The 22,272-nt window shown below is 26.2% G+C and carries 24 protein-coding genes; 3 read left to right on the plus strand and 21 right to left on the minus strand.

The annotated features are described in order from the left end of the window. Positions 1-13 precede the first annotated feature (13 nt). From H8891_RS05455 to H8891_RS05470, 4 genes are all read right to left on the minus strand, one after another. Positions 14-919: an HD domain-containing protein gene (locus tag H8891_RS05455; protein WP_187005526.1), complete on the minus strand. Its 906-nt coding sequence runs from the start codon at positions 917-919 to the stop codon at positions 14-16. A gap of 98 nt (positions 920-1,017) precedes the next feature. Then, positions 1,018-1,728 carry a tRNA threonylcarbamoyladenosine dehydratase gene (locus H8891_RS05460; protein WP_147544142.1) on the minus strand — a complete coding sequence of 237 codons (711 nt, stop codon included), beginning with the start codon at positions 1,726-1,728 and terminating at the stop codon, positions 1,018-1,020. A 120-nt stretch (positions 1,729-1,848) separates the two neighbouring features. Beyond that, entirely contained in the window at positions 1,849-2,670 is an 822-nt protein-coding gene (locus H8891_RS05465) for a hypothetical protein (RefSeq protein ID WP_187005527.1), read from the minus strand. 11 nt (positions 2,671-2,681) lie between these two features. Next, positions 2,682-3,206, minus strand: a complete 525-nt coding sequence (locus H8891_RS05470) for an RNA polymerase sigma factor (protein WP_187005528.1) — start codon at positions 3,204-3,206, stop codon at positions 2,682-2,684. A 333-nt stretch (positions 3,207-3,539) separates the two neighbouring features. On the opposite strand from H8891_RS05470, the gene H8891_RS05475 reads away from it, so the two are divergent. Further along, entirely contained in the window at positions 3,540-4,076 is a 537-nt protein-coding gene (locus H8891_RS05475; RefSeq protein ID WP_147544136.1) for a deoxycytidylate deaminase, read from the plus strand. Between the two features lie 60 nt (positions 4,077-4,136). On the opposite strand, the gene surE is transcribed toward H8891_RS05475, so the two are convergent. The 9 genes from surE to H8891_RS05520 form a co-directional block, all read right to left on the minus strand. After that, on the minus strand, positions 4,137-4,895 hold the full coding sequence (gene surE / locus H8891_RS05480) for a 5'/3'-nucleotidase SurE (RefSeq protein ID WP_187005529.1): 759 nt from the start codon (positions 4,893-4,895) through the stop codon (positions 4,137-4,139). 397 nt (positions 4,896-5,292) lie between these two features. Beyond that, entirely contained in the window at positions 5,293-6,165 is an 873-nt protein-coding gene (locus H8891_RS05485; RefSeq protein WP_147544132.1) for a MurR/RpiR family transcriptional regulator, read from the minus strand. 122 nt (positions 6,166-6,287) lie between these two features. Continuing rightward, positions 6,288-7,535, minus strand: coding sequence for a sodium/glutamate symporter (gene gltS, locus H8891_RS05490; RefSeq protein WP_243207767.1), 1,248 nt, complete (start codon positions 7,533-7,535; stop codon positions 6,288-6,290). A 197-nt stretch (positions 7,536-7,732) separates the two neighbouring features. Next, complete coding sequence (locus H8891_RS05495; RefSeq protein ID WP_270648066.1) at positions 7,733-8,272, minus strand: 2-oxoacid:acceptor oxidoreductase family protein; 540 nt, start codon at positions 8,270-8,272, stop codon at positions 7,733-7,735. 18 nt (positions 8,273-8,290) lie between these two features. After that, on the minus strand, positions 8,291-9,103 hold the full coding sequence (locus H8891_RS05500) for a 2-oxoacid:ferredoxin oxidoreductase subunit beta (protein ID WP_187005531.1): 813 nt from the start codon (positions 9,101-9,103) through the stop codon (positions 8,291-8,293). Continuing rightward, positions 9,085-10,239 (minus strand): 2-oxoacid:acceptor oxidoreductase subunit alpha, encoded by a 1,155-nt coding sequence (locus H8891_RS05505; RefSeq protein ID WP_330594165.1) that lies wholly within the window; start codon positions 10,237-10,239, stop codon positions 9,085-9,087. The genes H8891_RS05500 and H8891_RS05505 overlap by 19 nt, the downstream gene beginning before the upstream one ends. 12 nt (positions 10,240-10,251) lie before the next feature. Next, positions 10,252-10,449, minus strand: a complete 198-nt coding sequence (locus H8891_RS05510; protein WP_207723558.1) for a 4Fe-4S binding protein — start codon at positions 10,447-10,449, stop codon at positions 10,252-10,254. A 500-nt stretch (positions 10,450-10,949) separates the two neighbouring features. After that, complete coding sequence (locus H8891_RS05515) at positions 10,950-11,531, minus strand: class I SAM-dependent methyltransferase (RefSeq protein ID WP_187005532.1); 582 nt, start codon at positions 11,529-11,531, stop codon at positions 10,950-10,952. Between the two features lie 13 nt (positions 11,532-11,544). Beyond that, complete coding sequence (locus H8891_RS05520) at positions 11,545-12,261, minus strand: pseudouridine synthase (protein WP_147544123.1); 717 nt, start codon at positions 12,259-12,261, stop codon at positions 11,545-11,547. A gap of 144 nt (positions 12,262-12,405) precedes the next feature. Here H8891_RS05520 and H8891_RS05525 point away from each other — a divergent pair, with 144 nt between their 5' ends. Beyond that, a complete protein-coding gene (locus tag H8891_RS05525; RefSeq protein WP_207723560.1) occupies positions 12,406-13,500 on the plus strand; it encodes an AI-2E family transporter in 1,095 nt (364 codons plus the stop codon). 40 nt (positions 13,501-13,540) lie between these two features. Here H8891_RS05525 and H8891_RS05530 read toward each other — a convergent pair whose 3' ends face one another. The 6 genes from H8891_RS05530 to H8891_RS05555 form a co-directional block, all read right to left on the minus strand. Then, complete coding sequence (locus H8891_RS05530) at positions 13,541-14,224, minus strand: tetratricopeptide repeat protein (protein WP_187005533.1); 684 nt, start codon at positions 14,222-14,224, stop codon at positions 13,541-13,543. Between the two features lie 156 nt (positions 14,225-14,380). Further along, positions 14,381-14,992 carry a hypothetical protein gene (locus H8891_RS05535; RefSeq protein ID WP_147544119.1) on the minus strand — a complete coding sequence of 204 codons (612 nt, stop codon included), beginning with the start codon at positions 14,990-14,992 and terminating at the stop codon, positions 14,381-14,383. A gap of 118 nt (positions 14,993-15,110) precedes the next feature. Further along, positions 15,111-16,475: an MATE family efflux transporter gene (locus H8891_RS05540; RefSeq protein WP_187005534.1), complete on the minus strand. Its 1,365-nt coding sequence runs from the start codon at positions 16,473-16,475 to the stop codon at positions 15,111-15,113. 12 nt (positions 16,476-16,487) lie between these two features. Next, complete coding sequence (locus H8891_RS05545) at positions 16,488-16,907, minus strand: MarR family winged helix-turn-helix transcriptional regulator (RefSeq protein ID WP_187005535.1); 420 nt, start codon at positions 16,905-16,907, stop codon at positions 16,488-16,490. A 178-nt stretch (positions 16,908-17,085) separates the two neighbouring features. Beyond that, complete coding sequence (locus H8891_RS05550) at positions 17,086-18,768, minus strand: hypothetical protein (protein WP_187005536.1); 1,683 nt, start codon at positions 18,766-18,768, stop codon at positions 17,086-17,088. Positions 18,769-18,885: 117 nt separating this feature from the next. Beyond that, positions 18,886-19,449, minus strand: coding sequence for a hypothetical protein (locus H8891_RS05555; RefSeq protein WP_147544111.1), 564 nt, complete (start codon positions 19,447-19,449; stop codon positions 18,886-18,888). A 385-nt stretch (positions 19,450-19,834) separates the two neighbouring features. Here H8891_RS05555 and H8891_RS05560 point away from each other — a divergent pair, with 385 nt between their 5' ends. Beyond that, positions 19,835-19,999 (plus strand): hypothetical protein, encoded by a 165-nt coding sequence (locus H8891_RS05560; RefSeq protein WP_187005537.1) that lies wholly within the window; start codon positions 19,835-19,837, stop codon positions 19,997-19,999. Between the two features lie 20 nt (positions 20,000-20,019). Here H8891_RS05560 and H8891_RS05565 read toward each other — a convergent pair whose 3' ends face one another. Together H8891_RS05565 and H8891_RS05570 are read right to left on the minus strand one after the other, a co-directional pair. Next, positions 20,020-20,580, minus strand: coding sequence for a TVP38/TMEM64 family protein (locus tag H8891_RS05565; RefSeq protein WP_187005538.1), 561 nt, complete (start codon positions 20,578-20,580; stop codon positions 20,020-20,022). Positions 20,581-20,746: 166 nt separating this feature from the next. Then, complete coding sequence (locus H8891_RS05570; RefSeq protein WP_243207768.1) at positions 20,747-22,135, minus strand: cation:dicarboxylate symporter family transporter; 1,389 nt, start codon at positions 22,133-22,135, stop codon at positions 20,747-20,749. Positions 22,136-22,272: the final 137 nt, after the last annotated feature.

Below are 22,272 nucleotides of genomic sequence, written 5' to 3' on the forward strand. Positions count from 1 at the left end.
CCCTCCTTTAAAGTTATAAGTATAACTTTGTTTCTAATCTTCTATCATAATCAGACCAACCATCACCATCTGAATTATCCTTTATCTGAGTTATTTTATTCATTGTAGCATCTATACCATCTGCAAAATTTAATATGAATGATTCTTCCATATTACATTCTCTAGGTGAACCATATTCAAGTTTTCCATGATGTTGTACAATACAACCTTTAATTCTTCTTATGAAATCTTCACTAAATTTATAGTCCATTTCATTTATTGCTCTATCTATAAGTTGAACTCCAATAGTTATATGACCTTCTAGCTCACCTTGTAATGTGTATTTAAATGGGCCATTAAAATCTAATTCGTAAAGTTTCCCTATATCATGTAATTTTGCACTTAATATTGCTATTTCTTTATATTTACAATCATATCTCTCACAAAGTACTTTAGTCAGATACATAACGCCTAGTGTATGTTCCGCCAATCCGCCTATATAGTTATGATGCATACTTACCCCACCTATCCCCATCTTAAACTTATCTAAAAATTCTTTATTTTTAAAAAAATAATCATTTAGCATTTTAGCTTCTTCTGATTTTATATATTCATCACTTAAATCATCTATATCTTTCATTATATCTTCTATAGGTCTTTTTACTGTTGGAAGATAATCATCTAATTCATAATTTTCATTAATTATATTTACATGTTTGACTTCATCCATAGTTGGTTCTTTTTTACTATCTATTTCTATAACTTGTCCTGGTTTTAATTTGAATTTATTAGGTATTCTAGCTTTTATTTGCTCACTTCTATCGGTAAGTATATAAGTTGTCATATTACTATCTTTGTGTATTCTTTTCATTACCATAAGTGATGTTTTAAATTGCTTATTCATTTCTATATCTTTTAAAAATAGCTTCTTATGTGTCATAATATTAACTCCTTTTTTGTTAATTAATAAATTTTAATAATCTAATTTTTAAACAATTTAAATTTTATAATTTTTCAATCTAATTAGTATTTAATTAATTATAAGTTAAATAGTATATCTTTTATTACCTCAGATGCTAAAACTAATCCACCACTTGAAGACATAAAAGATATACTTCCAGGTAATATTCTGTGTCCATTGGATACTTTTTCTTTTAACTCTATTGGATGTTCTGTTGAAAAAACTACTTTTAAATTATCTATTCCTCTATCTCTTAATTCTTTTCTCATTACTTTAGCAAGTGGACATGTATGTGTATTTGATATATTGCTTACTTCAATTTTAGTTGGATCTAACTTATTTCCCATTCCCATAGAACTAATTATAGGTATATTTCTTTTAATACATTCTTCGACCAAATGTATTTTAGATGAAACCATGTCTATTGCATCTACTACATAATCATAATGATTATTAAATATACTTTGACTAGTTTCATTATTAAATATTGCTTTTATATCATATACATTTGCATTTTTATTTATATCCTTTAATCTTTCTTTTACTACTTTTACCTTATCTTTTCCTATATTTGAGTTAAGTCCTGGAAGTTGTCTATTTATATCTGTTACTTCAACTTCTGAATAATCTATTATTGTTATATTAGCAATGCCTGCTCTAACTAAAGCTTCTACACAAAAACTTCCTACTCCCCCTACACCTACTACTAATACATGTGAATTTTTTAATTTATCTATTCCATCTTTTCCTATTATAAGTTCTGTTCTTGTTGTAAACTTTTTTTCCATATAAAATACTCCTTTTGTATTGTATCTTAATTAGTATTTGCAAAATGTATAAACTATATTAATTAGATAAATAAAAAAGTACCTTAAAACCATAAAAATCATTTTAAGATACTTTTTTATTTATCTAATCAAACTCATATTGATACATAATTCAATAAGCCTTGGAACCACTAAGGTTAATACTAATATTAGTGCTACTATTTCTAATCCTAATACAAACTTATCTTCATAAGTTAATGGCGATTTTTTAACTGCCTTTATTCCCGTTATCCTTTCTAAACTTGATAAAAATCTAATTACACTTTTTCTATACTTATTTTTCAAATGATTCAAGTATATAATGTTTTTATCATTGGTTTCTATAAATGACATATATCCACTAGTTGTATTGACTCCCCATGCTAATCCTTTTGACCAACGTCTATTTTCTATAGCTTTTCCTATGCTTTTTACTTCCTTTACCTCTATAATCTTTTTATTTACTATTTTAAAATTTTCAGTAATACCATAATATATTAATTTATCTTTTGTTAGATATAGTTTAAAAAAATATGAAGCTCCATGATTAATATATGATGTATTTACACCTGGCATAGATATAAAACTTGGTACAAATAATTCATCAATAATTTCATTCTTTAGTGATTCCATATCTTTATCTATAACTTTTAAAATTATATATTTTAATACATTGCTATTTTTTATCCCATGCTCAGATATATCTCCAGATTCACCTAGATACTTTTTAATCTTTAATACTTCACTTAAAGAAACATTTATATTAAACTTACTATTTGCTTCTTTTAATTCTTCTAATAACATGCTCATTCTTTTTTTAATTTTTTCTTTCTGATTTTTATCTAATCCGTCTTCAAATAAGCCAGCTTCTGTATATTCCTCTATTTCAAATTTATAATCATATTTTTTATTATTTTTGCTCATAAACATCACCCCTAATCATTTCTTCTTAATTTATTTTTTATTCTCATAATTCTAAGACTAATTGCCTTTGGAGTAATTCCTAAGTTATGTGCTATATCTTTTACTTTTCTATCATTTTCATACCGTTGAGTAAATATTTCTTTATCTAATTCACTTAACTTTTCAATATTTTCTTTTATTTCAAATATAACCTCTTTTATTAAAATTGTATCTTCCACTGTAGATTTATCCTTTATGTTTTCTTTAAGTTCTAAAGTGTTTTTAATATACTTAATTTCTTTTCTCATAATATCTATTGCTGTATACTTTGATAATGTATATATCCAATTTTTAAATAACCCTTCATCCTTATTATAAAATTCAATACCTTCCCAAATCTTCATCAGTACTAAATTTAAACACTCCTCGCTAAGTTCTTTATTATTTAATATTTTATATGATGCTCTGTATATTAAATCTCCATATAGATCAATTAAATCTATCAAAGATGTTTCATCTTTTTTCTTAAGCCTATCAATTAACTCCAAATCATGCATATATTCCCCTCCATATTTATCTTCTTGCTAATATAATCGTAAATTTTTTTTATAAAAAAAGAGCCTATTTAAAATAGACTCTTTAAATTATTTTATTAGTAGATAATGGGAAATTTGGTCCATGCTATTCTACTGACCCTACAGGTAGCTTAACTATATCTTTATCTTTTCTTTCTATTAACTTTTTATACTATACTAAATTTTTGTATAAATTTAAAATTTAGTCTGCCTTTTTAATTTTTAATTAAAATTTATTTTTTTATATTTTATTTTTATTATTTATATCTATTTTATGTTATTATTAATATAATAAATTTTAGAAGGAGGATATTTATGAGGATACTATTCACAGAGTGGGCTATGAATATAGCTGAGCAAACTAAAGTTAGAAGTACTTGTGTATCTAGACAGGTCGGTGCGGTTATTTGCATGGATAAGCAAATAATAAGTACAGGTTATAATGGAGCTCCTTCTGGTGCTATACATTGCACAGATATAGGTTATTGTGAGAGAAGAAAAAGAAATATCCCATCAGGTCAAGGACTAGAACTATGTAGGGCAGGTCATGCTGAAGCAAATGCTATTATTCAATGTGCTAAAAATGGAACTAGTTGCAATGGAGCTGTTTTATACGTAACTACTCAGCCATGTGTATTTTGTTGCATATCTATAATACAAGCAGGTATAAAAAAAGTAGTATTTAAAGGTGAATATCCTACAGGTTTGGGGCTTCAACTCCTAGAAGAATCTGGTGTTGAGTATATAAAGTATGAAAATGAACTGGAAAATGAAAGACAAGCTACTGAATTGAAAAAACTAAGTGAGTCTAAAAGAATTGAAGAGTTTTTAACAACTCCTAAAAAATATTAATAATAGTCTCTTTAATAAAAAGTATCTAAGTGATTATAACTACTTAGATACTTTTTTATTCTATAATAAATCTATATTTTTTAAAATCTCTATCTTATTCATATTAGTCATATCTATATTTATAGGAGTTATTGAAATATAACCATTTTCAATTGCACTTATATCACTATTTTCTTCTTGAATAATCTCTTTTATTTTTCCTCCTATCCAAACATACCTTTTACCATGTGGGCTTTGTCTTTCTTCTATATCATTTTCATATTTTCTTATACCTAATTTAGTTATTTTAAATCCCTTTATATCTCTATCTGGTATATTCACATTTAATATACAATCATCAAATATATGCATATTATTTTTAATGTTATTAACAAGATTAACTACATGCTTAGAAGCTGTTATATATTCTTCATTTGATACTTTAAATGAATCATAAGATATAGCTATTGCTGGCTTATTCTGTATAAGACCTTCTATAGCTGCTGATACAGTTCCTGAGTATATAACATCAGTTCCAAGATTTGCTCCATTATTTATTCCACTTAAAACTAAATCTATATTTACATCTTTAAAAATAGATTCTATCCCTAGTTTTACACAATCTGCAGGAGTCCCACTTATAGAATACGCCTTAATATTATCATCTATATATTCTTCTTTAATCATTATTGGGTTATGTATTGTTATCGCATGTCCTGTAGCACTTCTTTGAGTATCTGGTGCAACTACATAAACATTAGCTATTTCTTTTATTGCTTTAGCTAAAGCAATTATACCATCAGCTTGGATTCCATCATCATTAGTTATTAATATGTTCATAAATCTACTCCTAAATTTTTATTTTAATCTTAAAGCTATTAGCTAGAAAATCTTTCTTACTTTTAATTTATATTATTTCTTTTAAATTCCTTCTTTAAAATATTTTTATAAAATAAAAAAGCACTCCTTTAATGAGTACTATGTATAATAATTATTCATTTATAATTCATTACTTAATAAGTATATTATACATGTTAAATCTCTTTTAAAAACCATTACCTCAACCTTTAAATTTTCTTACATTTTTGATATATAATTTTAAATTTTAAGACTATTAAATTTAAAATTATTTATAAATTAAAATCATTGAGTAATATATTGATAAAACATAATTTTATAAAGTTCAAGCAGGCAATATACTCATTTTCAATGAATATATTGCTTGCGAAATAACTTCTTATTCATATACTGAATATCTTTCCCATATTTGTTCTAAATCATCAAAATATGATTTTATATCTTCTTTTTCCTTCATTCCTATAGATACTACAAGTGCATTACAAATGCTAAGTGCTGGAACCAGTGAATCAACAAATGATGCCATATTACTTTTAACTAAAAGAGTAGTATCTGATATTGTAGCTATTGGAGCAAATAAACTATCTGTTATAGATATTACATGAGCTCCTTTGCCTTTTGCATAATCTACAACCTGATAACTTTTCTTTGAATATCTAGGAAAACTTATAGCCACAACTACATCTTCTTCTGTAACTCTTACTACTTGTTCAAAAGCATCTCCCATATCCATTCTTATAATATGCACATTATCTAATATTATATCTAAGTAAAATCCTAAATATTGTGCTATACTAAATGAACTTCTCATCCCTAATATATATATTTTTCTAGCTTTTAAAAGTTTATCAGAAGCTTGTTGAAATATTTCTTCATCCAGATCATCTAAAGTATGTCTTATATTGTCTATATCACTTTTTAATACTTTATTTAATATTTTACAATCATCTGAGTACTCTTGATTCATTTCAACTCTTTGTACTGTAGTCAACTTATTTTTTATAAGTTCTTGAAGTGCATCTTGAAGTTTAGGGTATCCTGAAAATCCTAAAGCATTTGCAAATCTTACTACAGTAGATTCGCTTACTCCTACTTCTTCTCCAAGCTTTGAAGCTGTCATAAATGCTACCTTATCATAATTTGATATTAGGTATTGAGCTATAAGTTTTTGCCCTTTACTAAGTCTTGGATATTGTTTTTGAATATCATCAATTAACTGTTTGCTATCTTTAAAATCTTTAGTTTCGTTCATATTTATCTCCTCATATCTACTAATGATTTTTAATTTACATATTAATCTTTAACTTTGTTTTTCATATAACAAATATATTATATCACCTTTTCATATATTTTGAATAATATATAAGCTTTTTATCATAATAAATTAATGAAAGTTGTTATAACTGCAGAATTGAAAAATTCTATAAATAGTGCGCCTACTAAAGGTAATATAAAAAATGAACTTGGAGATGGCCCATACTTATTTGTTACTGATTCCATATTAGCTATTCCATTAGGAGTAGCTCCCATACCAAAACCACAATGTCCTGCTGATAACACTGCTGCTGTATAATCTTTTCCCATAACTCTAAATGTAACAAAGTATGCAAATATAGCCATTAAAATTGTTTGTAAAGCTAATAAAATTATTATCGGTATAGCCAAGTCTACAAGTTCCCATAATTTTAAACTACACATTGCCATTGATAAAAAAAGTGATAAGCAAATTGATCCAATACTGGATATCTCCGCTTCTGATGTAGTCCATATCCCTTTTAGGTCTGAAATATTTCTCATAATTGCAGCAACTATCATTGCTCCAATATACTCAGGCATAGTTATTCCTATTACAGAAAATATAGATGATACTACAGTTCCAAATCCCATAGCTATTATTATTTGAATAGCTGAACTTGTCAAATTACTTTCAGATAATTTTTGAGAAACTTTGCAACAAGTTCCATCACCTTCTAAGCTAACTTCCGTTAATTCTTCATAATTGTTTTTTTCATATTCTTCTGATTTTAAATTATATTTTACAACTAATTTATTAGCTAAAGGTCCTCCTATAACACTACCTGCAACTAATCCAAAAGTTGCACAAGCCATAGCTATACTAAGTGCACCTTCTAATCCATTGGCTTCTATAAGTGGACCAAAAGCACCTGATGCTCCATGACCACCAGTCATAGATACAGAACCTGCAATAAGTCCAAGCAATGGATTAACTCCAATAATTTTAGCAGATATTACCCCTAATAAATTTTGTGACAAAACTAATAAAACTGCTACTATTAAAAATTTAATAACTTTTGCCCCCCCTTTTTTTAAAACCTTAAGACTTGCAGTAAATCCCACAGTCGTAAAAAATGCTGTCATAAGAATATTTTGAAGAGTTGTATCAAATGAAATTGCAACTATATTATTTTGCCTTAGTATAAATGCTATAATCGCAAAAGAGAAACCTCCAACTACAGGTGCTGGTATACAATATTTTTTAAATATATTGACTCTTTCTTTTATAAAAGAACCTATAATAAGTACAATAGTAGTAAATGCAATACTTTGTACTATATCTAAATTCATTGTAAACATTCCTAATTCACTTGAAAATTCAAACATAACATACCCCCTTTAATTTTATACTATATTCATTGTAATTTAACGAATAATTTTAATATTTCATTTCTTTTGATTTTATTTTCTGAAAATTTCTAATAAAAATTTTTCATATTTTAAGTTTTAATAAAAAATTATCTTAAAATATGAAAAATAATTTTCACTTTATAATTAAAAAGAAAGGATTAATACTTCTCTTTTTAATTAGCATAAGCAATTAATGAACATCCAAGTTCAAAAGCTCTTTCATTTAAATTTTCAGTCCCTTTCGGAACTCTAGCTAATATAGCTTTTTTTAACATTTGTTTATCTATGCCTTCTAATAACTCACTTATAACTCCTAGTGCAACTATATTAGAAACCATAACTTTTCCAAGCTTATTTTTACTACTTTCTATTATAGGTATATTAAATATTTCCATTTTTCTTTTTTCTAAATTATTTATTTCTACAGTAGAATCTACAATTATAATTCCATCTTCTTTTACAGTATTAATATATTCATTAAAAGATTTTTGTGTTAAACACAATAGTATATCTGCTTTTCTAACCTTTGGAAAATTTATATCTCCATCACTTATTATTACTTCAGCTTTACTTGCTCCACCTCTTGCTTCAGGGCCATATGATTGAGTTTGAACAGAGTTTAAATTTGATAATATCGCTCCTTCTGCAAGTATTATACCAGCTAAAATAAGTCCTTGACCACCTGAACCACTAAGTCTTATTTCTTTTCTCATATTCATATCTCCTTATAATCACTTTACCCTTTCTATTATTTTTTCATATTCTTTAGTGTACTCTGGCATATCAATATCCATAAATATACCATAGAAATTTTTATTTTCTAATTTTTCTTTAGGCAATTTATCTTTTAACGCTACATCTACATAATTATCTTTTAATAAGTTCATAAGAGCAACAGCAGATCCTTTTTTATTTTTTCTACCATAATAAGTTGGACATATACTCATTCCTTCCACTATAGAAAACCCTTTATGACTTATACCTTTTTTTATGTATTCTATCATTTGTTTTGCATGATATGCAGTTCCTCTTGCTACAAATGTAGCTCCTGCACCTTTTGACAATTCACATATATCAAATGGTTTATCTATATTTCCATATGGAGCTGTTGTTGCAAAATCATTAGTGTTAGTTGTAGGAGAATACTGACCTCCAGTCATACCATATATATTATTGTTAAATACTATAGTTGTTATATCTATATTTCTTCTGCATGCATGTATAAGATGATTTCCTCCTATAGCTGTACAATCTCCATCCCCAGTTACAACTATAACATGCATATTAGGATTTGCAAATTTAACGCCTGTTGCAAATGGTATCGCTCTACCATGAGTGGTATGAAGTGTGTTAAAATCTAAATATCCAGATGCTCTTGATGAACATCCTATTCCAGAAACTACACATACTTTATCTTTATCAAGATTCAACTCTTCTATAGCTTGTGCTATTGATCTCATAAGAATTCCATGCCCACATCCAGGACACCATATATGTGGTAATCTATCTGATCTAAAATTATTTTCTATAATGCGACTTGGCATTTTTTCACCTCCATAATCTTATCTACTATTTCATCTGGTGTTATAATATCTCCATTGTATTTATTAATTCCGATTACATTACAATCTTTATTAGCTACTCTTTTAACTTCTAGTAGCATTTGCCCATAGTTTAATTCTGGAACATATATATTTTGAACGTTTTTACTTAACATATTTACTTTTTCTTCTGGGAATGGCCAAACTGTTTTTATCGTAAATAACCCAGCTTTTATTCCCTTATCTCTTAAAATATCTACTGCATCTTTTGTGCATCTACTCATACACCCAAAAGTTATAAATAATTCTTCACAGTCATCTACTTTGTATTCTTCATAAATTAAAATATCTTCTAAATTTTCATCTATCTTATTCATTAATCTATCCATTAATAATCGAGTTTGTTCTGTACTGTTTGTTGGGAATCCTGTTTCATCGTGCATAAGACCTGTTACATGATATCTATATCCATCTGAGAAGTTTGCTATTGGTGGTACTAGAGTTGATTGATCGTATATCTTATAATCATTTTTATCTATGTTAATTTTCATTCTATTATATACTTCAAGTTCATTTTCTTCAGGCATTTCTACTTTTTCTCTCATATGCCCTATTACTTCATCTAGTAATAAAATTACAGGTGTTCTATATTTTTCTGAAAAATTAAAAGCTTTAACTGTTAAATCAAATGTATCTCTTACTGTTGTTGGTGATAATGCTATTATAGGATGATCTCCATGAGTTCCCCACTTAGCTTGCATTAAATCTCCTTGAGCTGGAGATGTAGGAAGTCCTGTGCTTGGTCCACATCTTTGAACATTTACTATTACACATGGTATTTCAGCAAGTGATGCGTATCCAATATTTTCTTGCTTTAATGAAAATCCTGGTCCACTAGTAGCAGTCATAGATTTAAGTCCTGTAAGAGATGCTCCTATAGTAGCTGCCATAGATGCGATTTCATCTTCCATTTGTATAAATTTTCCCCCTACCTTTGGTAGCATAAATGATGAAATTTCCGCTATTTCTGTAGATGGTGTTATTGGATAACCTGCAAAAAACTTCATCCCTGCATATAATGCTCCATGTACACAAGCTTCATTTCCTTGTAACAATTTAACCTTTTTAACCATAGCCATTATCCCCCCTTGTTAATTTTCATCTCTAGATATATAAATAGCATAATCTGGACATCTAAGTTCACATAATCCACAAAGTATGCATTTTTCTATATCTTCTACACCTATTATGTTTTTTTCTAATTTTAAAATATTTTTAGGGCAGTATTCTACGCAAATACCACATCCTTTACACCAGTTAGTATTTAACACAAGTTTACCCTTATTCAAAATTATCCCCCCAAAACTTTTACTTTCACTATAAATAGTAACGATTTTATATATAAAATGCAATTATCATTTCATTATTCATAATTTTTATTCAATTTTGCAATTTTACTTATTATAATTTCATAATCTTTTTTAAAAATTATTATGTATTTTAAAATTAAAATTTAAGGTTATATTAACTCCATTGTATTTACTTATTCACATATATTTTATTTTTCAATTCAAAATTTTCATTTATATTTTGATTTATATTTTATTTTTTCAAAAAGAATTCATCTAATTTTTTCTTTCAATATAAAGCATTATTTTCTCAAATTTTTTCGTATAAAATTAAAAATATATTGTATACATTTATGATATTGCTCGTCCTAATCAATACATAATTTTTTACTTGCATTTTATAAACTTCTCTTCTTTCTATAATAAAAATATATTACAAATAAATTATTTTATAAAAAAGGTATAGCTGCTATATTTAAATATAGCAGCTATACCTTTTTTTAATATTCTTTTTTCTTTTCTATAAGTATAAGTCTTGGTGGGTTATTTACTTGGTTTACAAAATTGCAATTTAATACATTAAAATTAGATTGATCTAATTTACTTACATAATCAAATACTGCATTGCATTCATCCATTCCACCTTCATGTCCTGTATAAATAGCGATACTTATAACACCATGTGGCTTTAATAAATTTAAACTTTTCTTTATAGCTTTAAGTGTTGTATCTGGTTTAGTTATTATTTGATGTTTAGCTCTAGGTAAATATCCTAAATTAAATAAAACACAACTAACTTCATCTTTTACATATATATCTATATTTTCGTGTCCATCAAGAACTAAATTTACTCTATTTAATAAATTTTCTTTTTCTAATCTTTTTTTAGTACTTTTTATAGCTTCTTCTTGTACATCAAAGCTATAAACAACTCCGTTTTCCCCAACCTTTTGTGCAAGATATTTTGTATCATATCCATTACCCATTGTAGCATCTATAACTGTATCACCTTCACTTATCACATCTTCAAGCAATACTTTAGTTAAATCTGTAACTTTAGTTAAATATTTTGCTTTAATCATATTATTCATCCTTTTATTTTAAATTCTTTAAATAATTTACTTCTTCAACTGTTAAATGTCTATATTTACCTATTTCAACATCTTTTAATACAATTTTACCCATAGCTTTTCTTCTTAGATTCATAACTGGGTGATTTATAGCTTTACACATTTTTCTAACTTGTCTATTTCTTCCTTCATGAATTTTTATTTCACATACAGCATAATTTTTTTCAATATTTTTCTTAACTATCTTTATTTTAGCTGGTGAAGTTTTATAATCTTCTATATATAAACCTTTTTCAAAATTTGTTATTTCATTTTGTGTTGGAATTCCTTTAACTGTAGCTATATAAGTTTTATCTACTTCATGTTTTGGATGAGTTAACTTGTATGTCAAATCTCCATCATTAGTTAAAAGTAATAATCCACTAGTTTCATAGTCTAATCTTCCTATAGGATATACTCTAGCATCTATATCTTTTACTAAATCTATAACACTTTTTCTATCAAATTGATCTTTAACAGTTGTTACATATCCTTCAGGTTTATTTAACATTATGTACACTAATTTTTCTTCTAATCCAATTAACTTTCCATCAACTTCTACTTTATCTTTTTTTTCATTTATTTGAAATGATAATTCATTTATTAAGTTTCCATTTACTTTAACTCTATTTTCAAGTATTAATTCTTCTGCTTTTCTTCTTGATGCTATTCCACAAGAAGCTATATATTTATTAATTCTCATGATATTCTCCTTATATTTAAATTCTTCACATTAGATTATTATACTATAATTTTTAAAATAATTTTATAATTTCATATTATTTTATTAATAATATTTGGCTAAATTAATAATATTATTATAAATACTCCTAAAGGAGGTACTATTTTGATTTCAAGAGATAATATTAAGTACTGTATATTTGTGGTGTTTATTTCTTTATTAATATATAAAGCGATAGATAATCCTTATGCATTTATATTAAGTATTAATGGAGTAATTAGATTTCTAAGTCCATTTATAGTAGCTGTGATAATGTGTTTACTAATAAACCCTTTAATTATGTACTTAGAAAATAAATTTAACTTGCCTAGACTTTTTAGTATATTTATATCTTATATACTACTATTTTTATTATTAGGATTTGGACTTAATTTATTAATACCTTCATTATTAGATACTTTAAATACAATTATTTCAGAAATACCTAATTATATAAATAATATAGATTTATTTTTAAATAAATCTATGTCTAAAACAGATATATTTGATAATTTAATACCACATGTTCAACAAAATTTAGACTCTATATTAAAAAACATAGTTGATATATTAAGTAAAATTTCATCTAATCTTTTAATTTATATACTTAGTATAACATCTTTATTTTTTAATATGATAATGGGTATAATTTTATCTATATATATCTTATATGATAAAGAAAATATATTAATCAATTTAAAAAAACTATTGTATTCTAGTGTGTCTAAAAAAAGATCCACTAAAATAATTGAATTTTTTGATATAGTTAATGAAACATTTTATCATTATATAATAGGAAAATTTATAGATTCAATAATTATAGGAATAATAGCTTTTATAGGATTTAAATTTTTTATAAATATAAAAAGTAGTCTATTTTTATCATTTATTATATTTATAACTAATATGATACCTTACTTTGGCCCTTTTATAGGTGCTATTTTCCCAATTTTTATGACTTTAATTTATAGTCCTATAAAGGCTCTTTGGGTAGCATTGTTTTTATTTGTACTACAACAAATTGATGGCAATATAATAGGACCTAAAGTTATGGGAGATTATGTAGGACTTAGTCCACTTTGGATAATTTGTGCAGTATTAATAGGAGGATCTTTATTTGGATTAGTTGGCGTATTTTTATCAGTTCCTATAGCTGCTATTATTAAAGTGTATTTATGCAAGTATATAGATAAAAATTTAAATATAAAAAGTTCAAAATAAAAAAGAGGTAATACCTCTTTTTTATTTTGAATCTATAATTTTATTGATTACCCAATCCTATATTACTTTGTGACATTTGGTTATTTTCAAAATTTTGATTATTATCTTGTTGAATAACTTGATCTTGATTTATTATAGTATTATTTTGTAAATCTCCTGGATTTACTATATTATCAGTTATATTTTGATTATTTGTATCAAAAATACCATTTTGTTGATTTTCTTTTTTTTGTATTTCTTCTTGTTTTTTAGCTTGCTCTTCTAAAGCTTGTCTTTGAGCTTTTAATGCCTCATTATTAACTCGTTCTGTGTCTTTTTTAATAGATTCTTTTGCACTTTCTTTTCTTTTTTTTGCTTGAGATAGTTTTTGCTCTAATAAATTTTGATATTCTTCTTTCATCTCCATTGCTTTTTCTCTAGATTCTAAACTACCACCACTTAATTTTACTGTTTCATCTAGTAGTTTTATTGCCTTATGATAATTTCCTTCTTCTTTATATTTTATAGCTTTACTTATGTTCATAGCTTGTATGTACATAGTTCTAGCATCATCATTTTCACTATTTTTATTCACTGCTTTTTGTAAGTATTCAATAGCTTCTTTATAGTTTCCTTTTTCTAATGCAGCTTGACCTAAACTAAACTCATTATCATCTTTAGATTTTTTAGAACATCCAACAGTCATAATGGAAATTACAGCTATTAATAATATAATTTTCTTCATTAAATCCCTCCTTATAGATATATATATTATCATAAATATATCATTTTAGGGAAAAATATATTTTTTTGTATGTTTTCGTATTTATTTTTATTTAATAATCTTTAAAATTATATTTAATTTATGTATTTATAAATATAAGACCAAATGGTCTTATATTTATAAATAATATGTTAAATTATTCAAACTCAGGTCTATTATTTTTACATTTTGATTTATAGGTTTTATTCTATATTCATCTATTAGTCTTTCTTGTGTGATTATTAATACTTCAGGTATTTCAAAAAAAGGTATAGTCGAATTTGTGATTTTATATGGCAAATTTTTATATTTGCTTCCCTTAAAAACATCACTTAATTTAATATCTATCAATTTTTGTCTTAATTTTTTATCCTTATCTAAATATTCAATATATATATCATACTTATCTTTATCAATAGTTATATTTCTATAAAACCTTTTTATTTCATATCCTGAAGCTTCCATCTTTAGTGCAACTTCTGAGCCTATTATTACTTTTAAAAGTTCTTTCCCTTTATAAACTTTTCCCCCATTTAAATAATATATTCCAGAACTGTCTTTATACTCTCCATATACTATATTGCATGGGTACTTTCTTAAAGTAAATTCTCTACACATCTTCCTCAATGTCTTTTTGTAAGGAGATTTTACTATTTTTCTTCTTTTAGAAAAAAACTTATTAAATTGTTGTTCTGTTGCACACCTTACTTGGCTCATTAAAACTAATATCTCCTTTTCCATCCCTAGCATTATGATATTCTCCTTGATGTATATTATGACAAGTCTTAATTTCATTATATTAAATCTTTAAAATAAAATTTACACTTTATAAAAAAAAGTATAGACTTTCGTCTATACTTTTTTTATTTTATATAATTATTTCTTTTACTTTTTCTATCTTATAACTTTTTAATTCTTTATATAGTATAATTGCTGTTATAACAGTTGCTAAAAAGTCTGCAACTGGTTGTGCATACCAAACTCCATTTAACCCAAAAATTCTAGGCAATATTAATATCATAGGAATTAATAAAATTACTTGTCTAAGTAAGCTAAGTACCATAGCAATTTTAGCTTTACCTATTGATTGAATGTAGTTTGAACCAGTTATTGATATACCTATTATAGGTAGCATTAATAAGTATATTCTAGCACCATTTATTGATATCTTCATAAGTTTAGGATCTTTATTAAATAATCCTACTAAAACTTCTGGTATAGTCTGAACTAATAACCATCCAGTAGTCATTATAATTATTGCTGCTAATGCAGATAACTTAAATGTTTTATTAGCCCTATCATATTGTTTTGCCCCAAAATTAAAACCTATTATAGGTTGAGCTCCTTGATTAAGCCCGAATATAGGCATTAAGAATATCATAGATATAGATGATATAGTAGCCATTGCACCTATTGCCAAATCTCCACCATATGTTTTTAATGCATTATTTGATATAACTTGAACTAAACTTGTAGCTAACTGCATGGCACATGGTGCTGATCCTATAGCAAAAATTATTTTTACTAATGACTTATCAAGTTTTAAACTAGCTTTTTCAAATTTTAAATTAGATTTACCTTTAATGTAATAAGTAAGCCCCCATACAGCTGTTACTATTTGAGATATAACTGTTGCAATTGCCGCTCCTTGTATACCTAATTTAAATACAAATATTAATAAAGCATCTAAAACTATATTTGTCATACAACCAGCAATCATTATCATAGCAGCTAGTTTAGGATTTCCATCACCTCTTATAGTGTTATTTAATGTATACCCTAACATATTAAATATACTTCCAGCTAAGATTATATATATATAATCTTTGGCATATTGAAGTGTTGCTTCGCTTGCTCCAAATAATTTTAATATTATATCTCCAAATAGTATACCTAATATACTTATTATAAGTCCTATGATTATTGATAATGATATACCATTTCCTATAATTTTCTGAGCATCTTCTATTTTTCTTTGACCTAACTTTATAGATATATTTGTAGTAGCACCTATCCCTATAAGCATTGAGAAGGCTAAAATTATAGTCATTATAGGTAAACAAATTCCAACACCTGTTATAGCAAGTGGCCCTATATTAGGTATATTACCAATAAAAATTCTATCAACTACATTATAAAGTGCATTTACCATCATACCTATAATTGCAGGTACAGAATATTTTAATAAAAGTTTTGGTATTGACTCTGTACCTAATATGTTTTCATTCCTCATATACTTCCTCCTTTACATTTTTATACAAATCTTTTTAAGAAGAATTTTTAATGTATTTTTTTCTTCTTCATTTAAATTGGCAGTTCTTTTTTCTTCTAGCTTATCCATAATACTATATATAGTATCTTTAGTAGACTTACCTTTTTCGCTTAAATATATTTTATAAGCTCTTTTGTCAGTTTTATCTTTCTCTTTTATTAAAAATCCTTCTTTTTCTAGTTTTTTTATAGCTCTTGCAGTTGTTCCTTTATCTATATTAAGTGCATCTGCAATTTCTTCTTGATTTTTACCATCTCCTCTATAAAGTTCTAATAAAAACATTACTTGACCTGATCCTATTCCTAAATCACTAAGTTCTTTAGATATAAATGATCCACCTTTTCTATATATTTGGGATATATATCTTCCAATATGTTCACACTCTTTCTTCATATTAAAGCCTCCCTAAAATTAAAACACCAAATAGTTGCAACAACAACTAAATCAGTATACATTAATTTAGTTGTTATTGCAACTATTTTTTACTTTTTTTAAAAAATTTTTTATAAATTTAAATACGTTTTTATTTTCTAACAATACAAGAAGTCGCATACATATGCGACTTCTTTTTCTAATCATTATTTTGGGTAGTAGTGTTATCTTGCGTATTTTTATCTATATTAACTTCATTTTTATTATCATTCATGCTAAGATTATCAAAATCAGTAACATCTATTGAACCTGATTGTCCTTTTTCATATCCAATCTTGACACTATCACCTTCTTTAGTTAAAGGAACTTCATTTGACACTTTAGATGATACTACAAATATAGAATCTTTTAAAGTATCCACAGTAAAATAATAAGACGTATTTCCATCTACTACATCTGAATTTATTCTTTGAATTATTCCAGTTTTTGATTCCTTATTAGTTTCATTTTCTACTTCTATGTTATTTCCTTTTGATTTTAACTGTTCTTTATAATTTTTATACGCTTCTTCTGTAGTGTCCCCTATTCCAACAATATTAAAGTCTTCAACTGATACAAATGCCACCATTTTAACTAATCCAGCTTTATCTTTTAAAGACATTACATATGTAGGTTTTCCTAATATATTATACATTACAGGAAATGTAGCTTCATAATTTTTTTCTTGAACTTTACCAGTTGCAGATACCATAGCCGCAGTTTCAGTAGCACCTGGCTGTCTATACAACTTAGCCTCTTTAGTTCTCGTATCAACTAACATAAATCCTATTGTAGAATCATCTGCTCCAGCTGATGTTATTCCTGTATACCAATAAGATTTACCATCATCTCCATACACTAAAGATGTCCCTTCTGTAGCAACTAATACATCTTTTTCTGATATAACAGAATTTAAAAAGCCATTAACATATGTTCCCCAATCATTTATTTGATCTGTTATAAATTCTTGCGGCTGTATTCTATCTATCCATTTTGGTGCATTGTCTATATCATAACTTTTAACTGCTCCTGTTTGAGCATCTACTGTTGCGATACCTTTGGCATTTTTACCTTCATATCCAATAACATTTTCATAAAGTGTAACTACCCAATACGGCTTTCCTTTATCATCTATTTCTAAAGTAAAATCTGTCATTCCTACATTAACATATCCGTTTAAATACATATGTCGTTTTAAATCCTGATGTAGATATGCATCTGGCTGATAAACTATTTTTATAGGTTTACCATCAACATCTTGTACTAATCTTATATCTTGAGGATCAGTAGCTGATACCATAACGTACCCATTTGTACCACTCATATTAGTAACCCATTTTATTAAATCTCTATGAACTAATGGAGCAACCCAATATAATTCTCCATCTATACTTTGTATATGAAACTTACCAAGTTTAGATACACTCCCTATTGCAGGAACTTCTCCTAACTTCTTATCTCCAAGTTTCATAGCCATTTCTTCATCAACTAATCTAATTTCATTTACACTGACAGGACTTACATCTTTATTAAAATTACTTTCTTTAACTTCTCCTAATAAATTTCTATACGCTTTAGAATGTAATATCGGTGATGATGTTATAAATGGAACAACAATTATATAAATTACCAATACTATAGCTATTGAAAAATTTGTTTTTGCTAATTTAGATGTTTGTTCTCCCTTATCAAACATCATGTCTAATACTCCTGCTAATACAAAAAATATAGCTAAAGTCGAAAATAATGAAGTGAAATCCAATCTAAGTACAGGCAATTGTATTATTGCATATATCCCCACAATTATTAAAGATAACCCATACGTTCGTAAAAACCTTTTCATTTATTACTCCTTCCTAATTTTTCTAATTTTTTTAATATTTGTTAATATTGATTATATCCATTTTTTGTAAAAAAATAAATACTCCTCACGATTATAAGGAGTATTTTTAAATAAATTTTATACACTACTTAAACTATATTCAAATATTTTTTCCTTCGCTTTATATTCACTTAATAACCCTTCATATTCTAAAGTCAAATCACTATGATTAAAAAAATCACTTGGTCTTATCGCATATGATGGTTTATCAAATAAACTTATATTGCTTTTCTCTAGCATATCTGCTACGAAATGAGAACACACGTACTTATATTCAGCTTCTCTAGGTTTATTTCTAGATAAGTATATAAGTGCTAAAACATCATAATCATATTTGTTTCTATTTGCACTTACATTTAGTATGTTTTTATATAAATTATTATATTGTTCACTTGTTACATATAAAGAGTATACTCTACATCTTGTATTTGTTTTTATAGCATATAATCCTTCATTTATATTTTCTTCTACGAAACCTGCAAATAAAGGAGTTTTAGGATTTAATCTTCCAAATGAATACATAGGTCTTAAATCCTTATTAAGTGCTATTGATACGTGTGCATAAGGAGTTTTGGTTATTCTTTTTATTAAATAAGAAAGAGCAGTTCCCGTATATGTTGTTATTATATATATCTTCTGCATTTTATTAACCCCCACAATCTAACTTTATAATCTACTGTATGATAACTACTCTATTTTATCACCATTTTAATCAAACTTCAAATATTGTTTTTGTTATAAATTTAACCATTGATTAAATTATAATTTGCATTTCCTTTTTTAGAATTTCATGTAAATTCAGTACTTTATTATTCTTAATAAATATATATATGCATTATCCCTTTGTTTTATATAAGTTTTTTTATTTTTACTTACCTTTTTTAAGAACTTGTCTAAATGTATCTCATTTTCAATATTATTTAATATAATATAGTATATTTAAAATTTACGTAATAATATTATTTAATATATTAAATAATATTATTTATAACTTTATTTTTTTAAGTAATTTATTGGAGGTAATTATATGAAACTTAATCAAGAACAACTAATATTAAAAAGAGATAATAGATGTATAGAATGCGGTTGTAAACTAAATGGTTTATCTTATTCTAATTATTTTGAAATAAATACAAATATTAAAAATTTTAAATCTAACTTATGTCCAAATTGTTTATCAAATAAAAAATAAGATTATACTTAAGTATAATCTTATTTTTTATCATTAATTTTTTTATTTATTTTATTTCCTAATATCCAAAATATTATTATTAATACTATTAAAAATGTAACTTTTATAGGACTTTTTATAAAGTTTTCTATATCATTGCCTATATAACTTATCACTAAAAACATTATAAACTTTCCTAATATCATACCCGGAACAAAATTACTTAATTTCATTTTTGATATGCCTGATGTTATAGTAACCAAAAAATCTGGTATAAAAGGACATAAATATGTTATAAATATCATACTAAACCCTTGCTTTTTAACCCAAGCTTTAAAGTTATCTACTTTTTGATTATTTATTTTTTTTATAAATTTGCATTCAGAAAATTTGCTACTTAATAAAAATAATGCAATAGAACCTAAAACTGAGCCTACCCAAGATATAAAAAAACCCATCCATACACCTAAAACAAAAGCATTAGCTCCAATTATTGCAACAAGTGGTAAAGCTGGTATAAAAGTCTCTATTATTATTATTACAAACCCAATCACAGCTACTAATAATTTATAATCTTGAAAGTTATATATTATTTGCTCCATATATTAACACCTGCCTAACTCACGAATTTATACTTTTGGCTAAAATTTCAATAGGCATTTATAGTTTTCCTATTCTAATATTATATATTCTCATATTTATACAATTACATATAAAAATATATAATAAAAAAAGCTTTGTCCATTATAGTGAACAAAGCTTTTTTATTTAATCATTTTTTGAATTAAATATTTCTTTATCTAATTTTCCTAGTGAATTACCGACTACTATAGATGATGTAGTAGCACCGTTTACGTTTATCATAGTTCTACCCATATCAAGAATTGGATCTATAGCAAGTATTCCTCCAGCTAGTGGGAAATATGCACCTAATCCTACACCTGACACAACTACTGAAACTGCCATTGTAGCTGTTCCTGGAAGACCTGCTATACCAAGTGAAGATATTGTTATAACTACTAAAAGCATAACATAAAAACTTATGTCTTTATCTACTCCAGCCATATTAGCTATAGTTATAGCCATTAACGCAGGGTATATACCAGCACAACCATTCATCCCCATATTAGCTCCTAAACTTGCAGTGAAACTTGATACACCTTCGTCAACTCCTTGATTTTTAACAAGTGCTTCTATAGTCACAGGAAGTGTCCCTAAACTTGAACGAGATGTAAATGCTAATAATAAAGGTTCTGCAGCATTTTTTATGTAAGTTATTGGATTTAATCCATTTAAAGTTACTATAACTAAATGCACTACAAATAATATAGCTGTTGCAACATATAAAGCTACTACAAACTCAACCACTGATATCATAGATGATATACCTCTTGCAGTTATTGTATTTGCAAGTAATGCAACTACTGCATAAGGCATAAACTTTATAACTGTCATAGCAACGCTTACTATTATCTTGTAGAAAGCTTCTACTAAGTTTATAAATGGCTTTACAACATCCATATACTTTTTCTTCATTCTATTTGTTGCAAGTCCTAAGAAAGTAGCAAATACTATTATAGCAACTATATTACCCTCTGCCATAGCCCCTACAGGGTTTGATGGTAATAAACTTCTTAAAGTATCAACTAGAGGTGTTATTTCTCTCATTTCAGGAGCTTCAATTCCTGCCACTTGTGTTCCAACACCTAATTGCATTACATTACCAACTACTATACCTATAATAGCTGCTAATGCTGTAGTTCCAAGCAACATACCTAATGATCTAAATGTTAGTGCTTGTAAATTGTCCCCTTCTTTCATATTAATTATAACTCTTATAATTGATACAAATACCATAGGTACAACTAACATTTTTAATAAATCCATAAATCCATATCCAAATAATCCATACCATTTAGTTACTTCTTGTAACCAAACTACTTTTGTTGGATCTTCTGGAAGTCCTGCTACCAATTGAATTATAACTCCTAATGCAAGCCCTATAATTGTTGCATAAATTGTTCTCGTTGAGAACTTTACTTTTTTCTTTTCAAACTGTTTTACTATAAAAAATGTTCCTAATAAAACAATCATAAAAAGTACTGTTTTAATGTCTGTTACCATTAAAAATTGTGATAAAAATGAACTTTCCCCCATATTGGTCCTCCATTATGTATAATATTATAATTTCTGAAACTAGTTATTTATTTAACCAATTCCCCCCTCGATTATTCATATTATAGTATCTTTTTACATGTGTCAACCTTTTCCTATGTGAATTTTAATATTTTTTA

The sequence above is a fragment of the Paeniclostridium hominis genome (assembly GCF_014306135.1).
Classification (GTDB): domain Bacteria; phylum Bacillota; class Clostridia; order Peptostreptococcales; family Peptostreptococcaceae; genus Paraclostridium; species Paraclostridium hominis.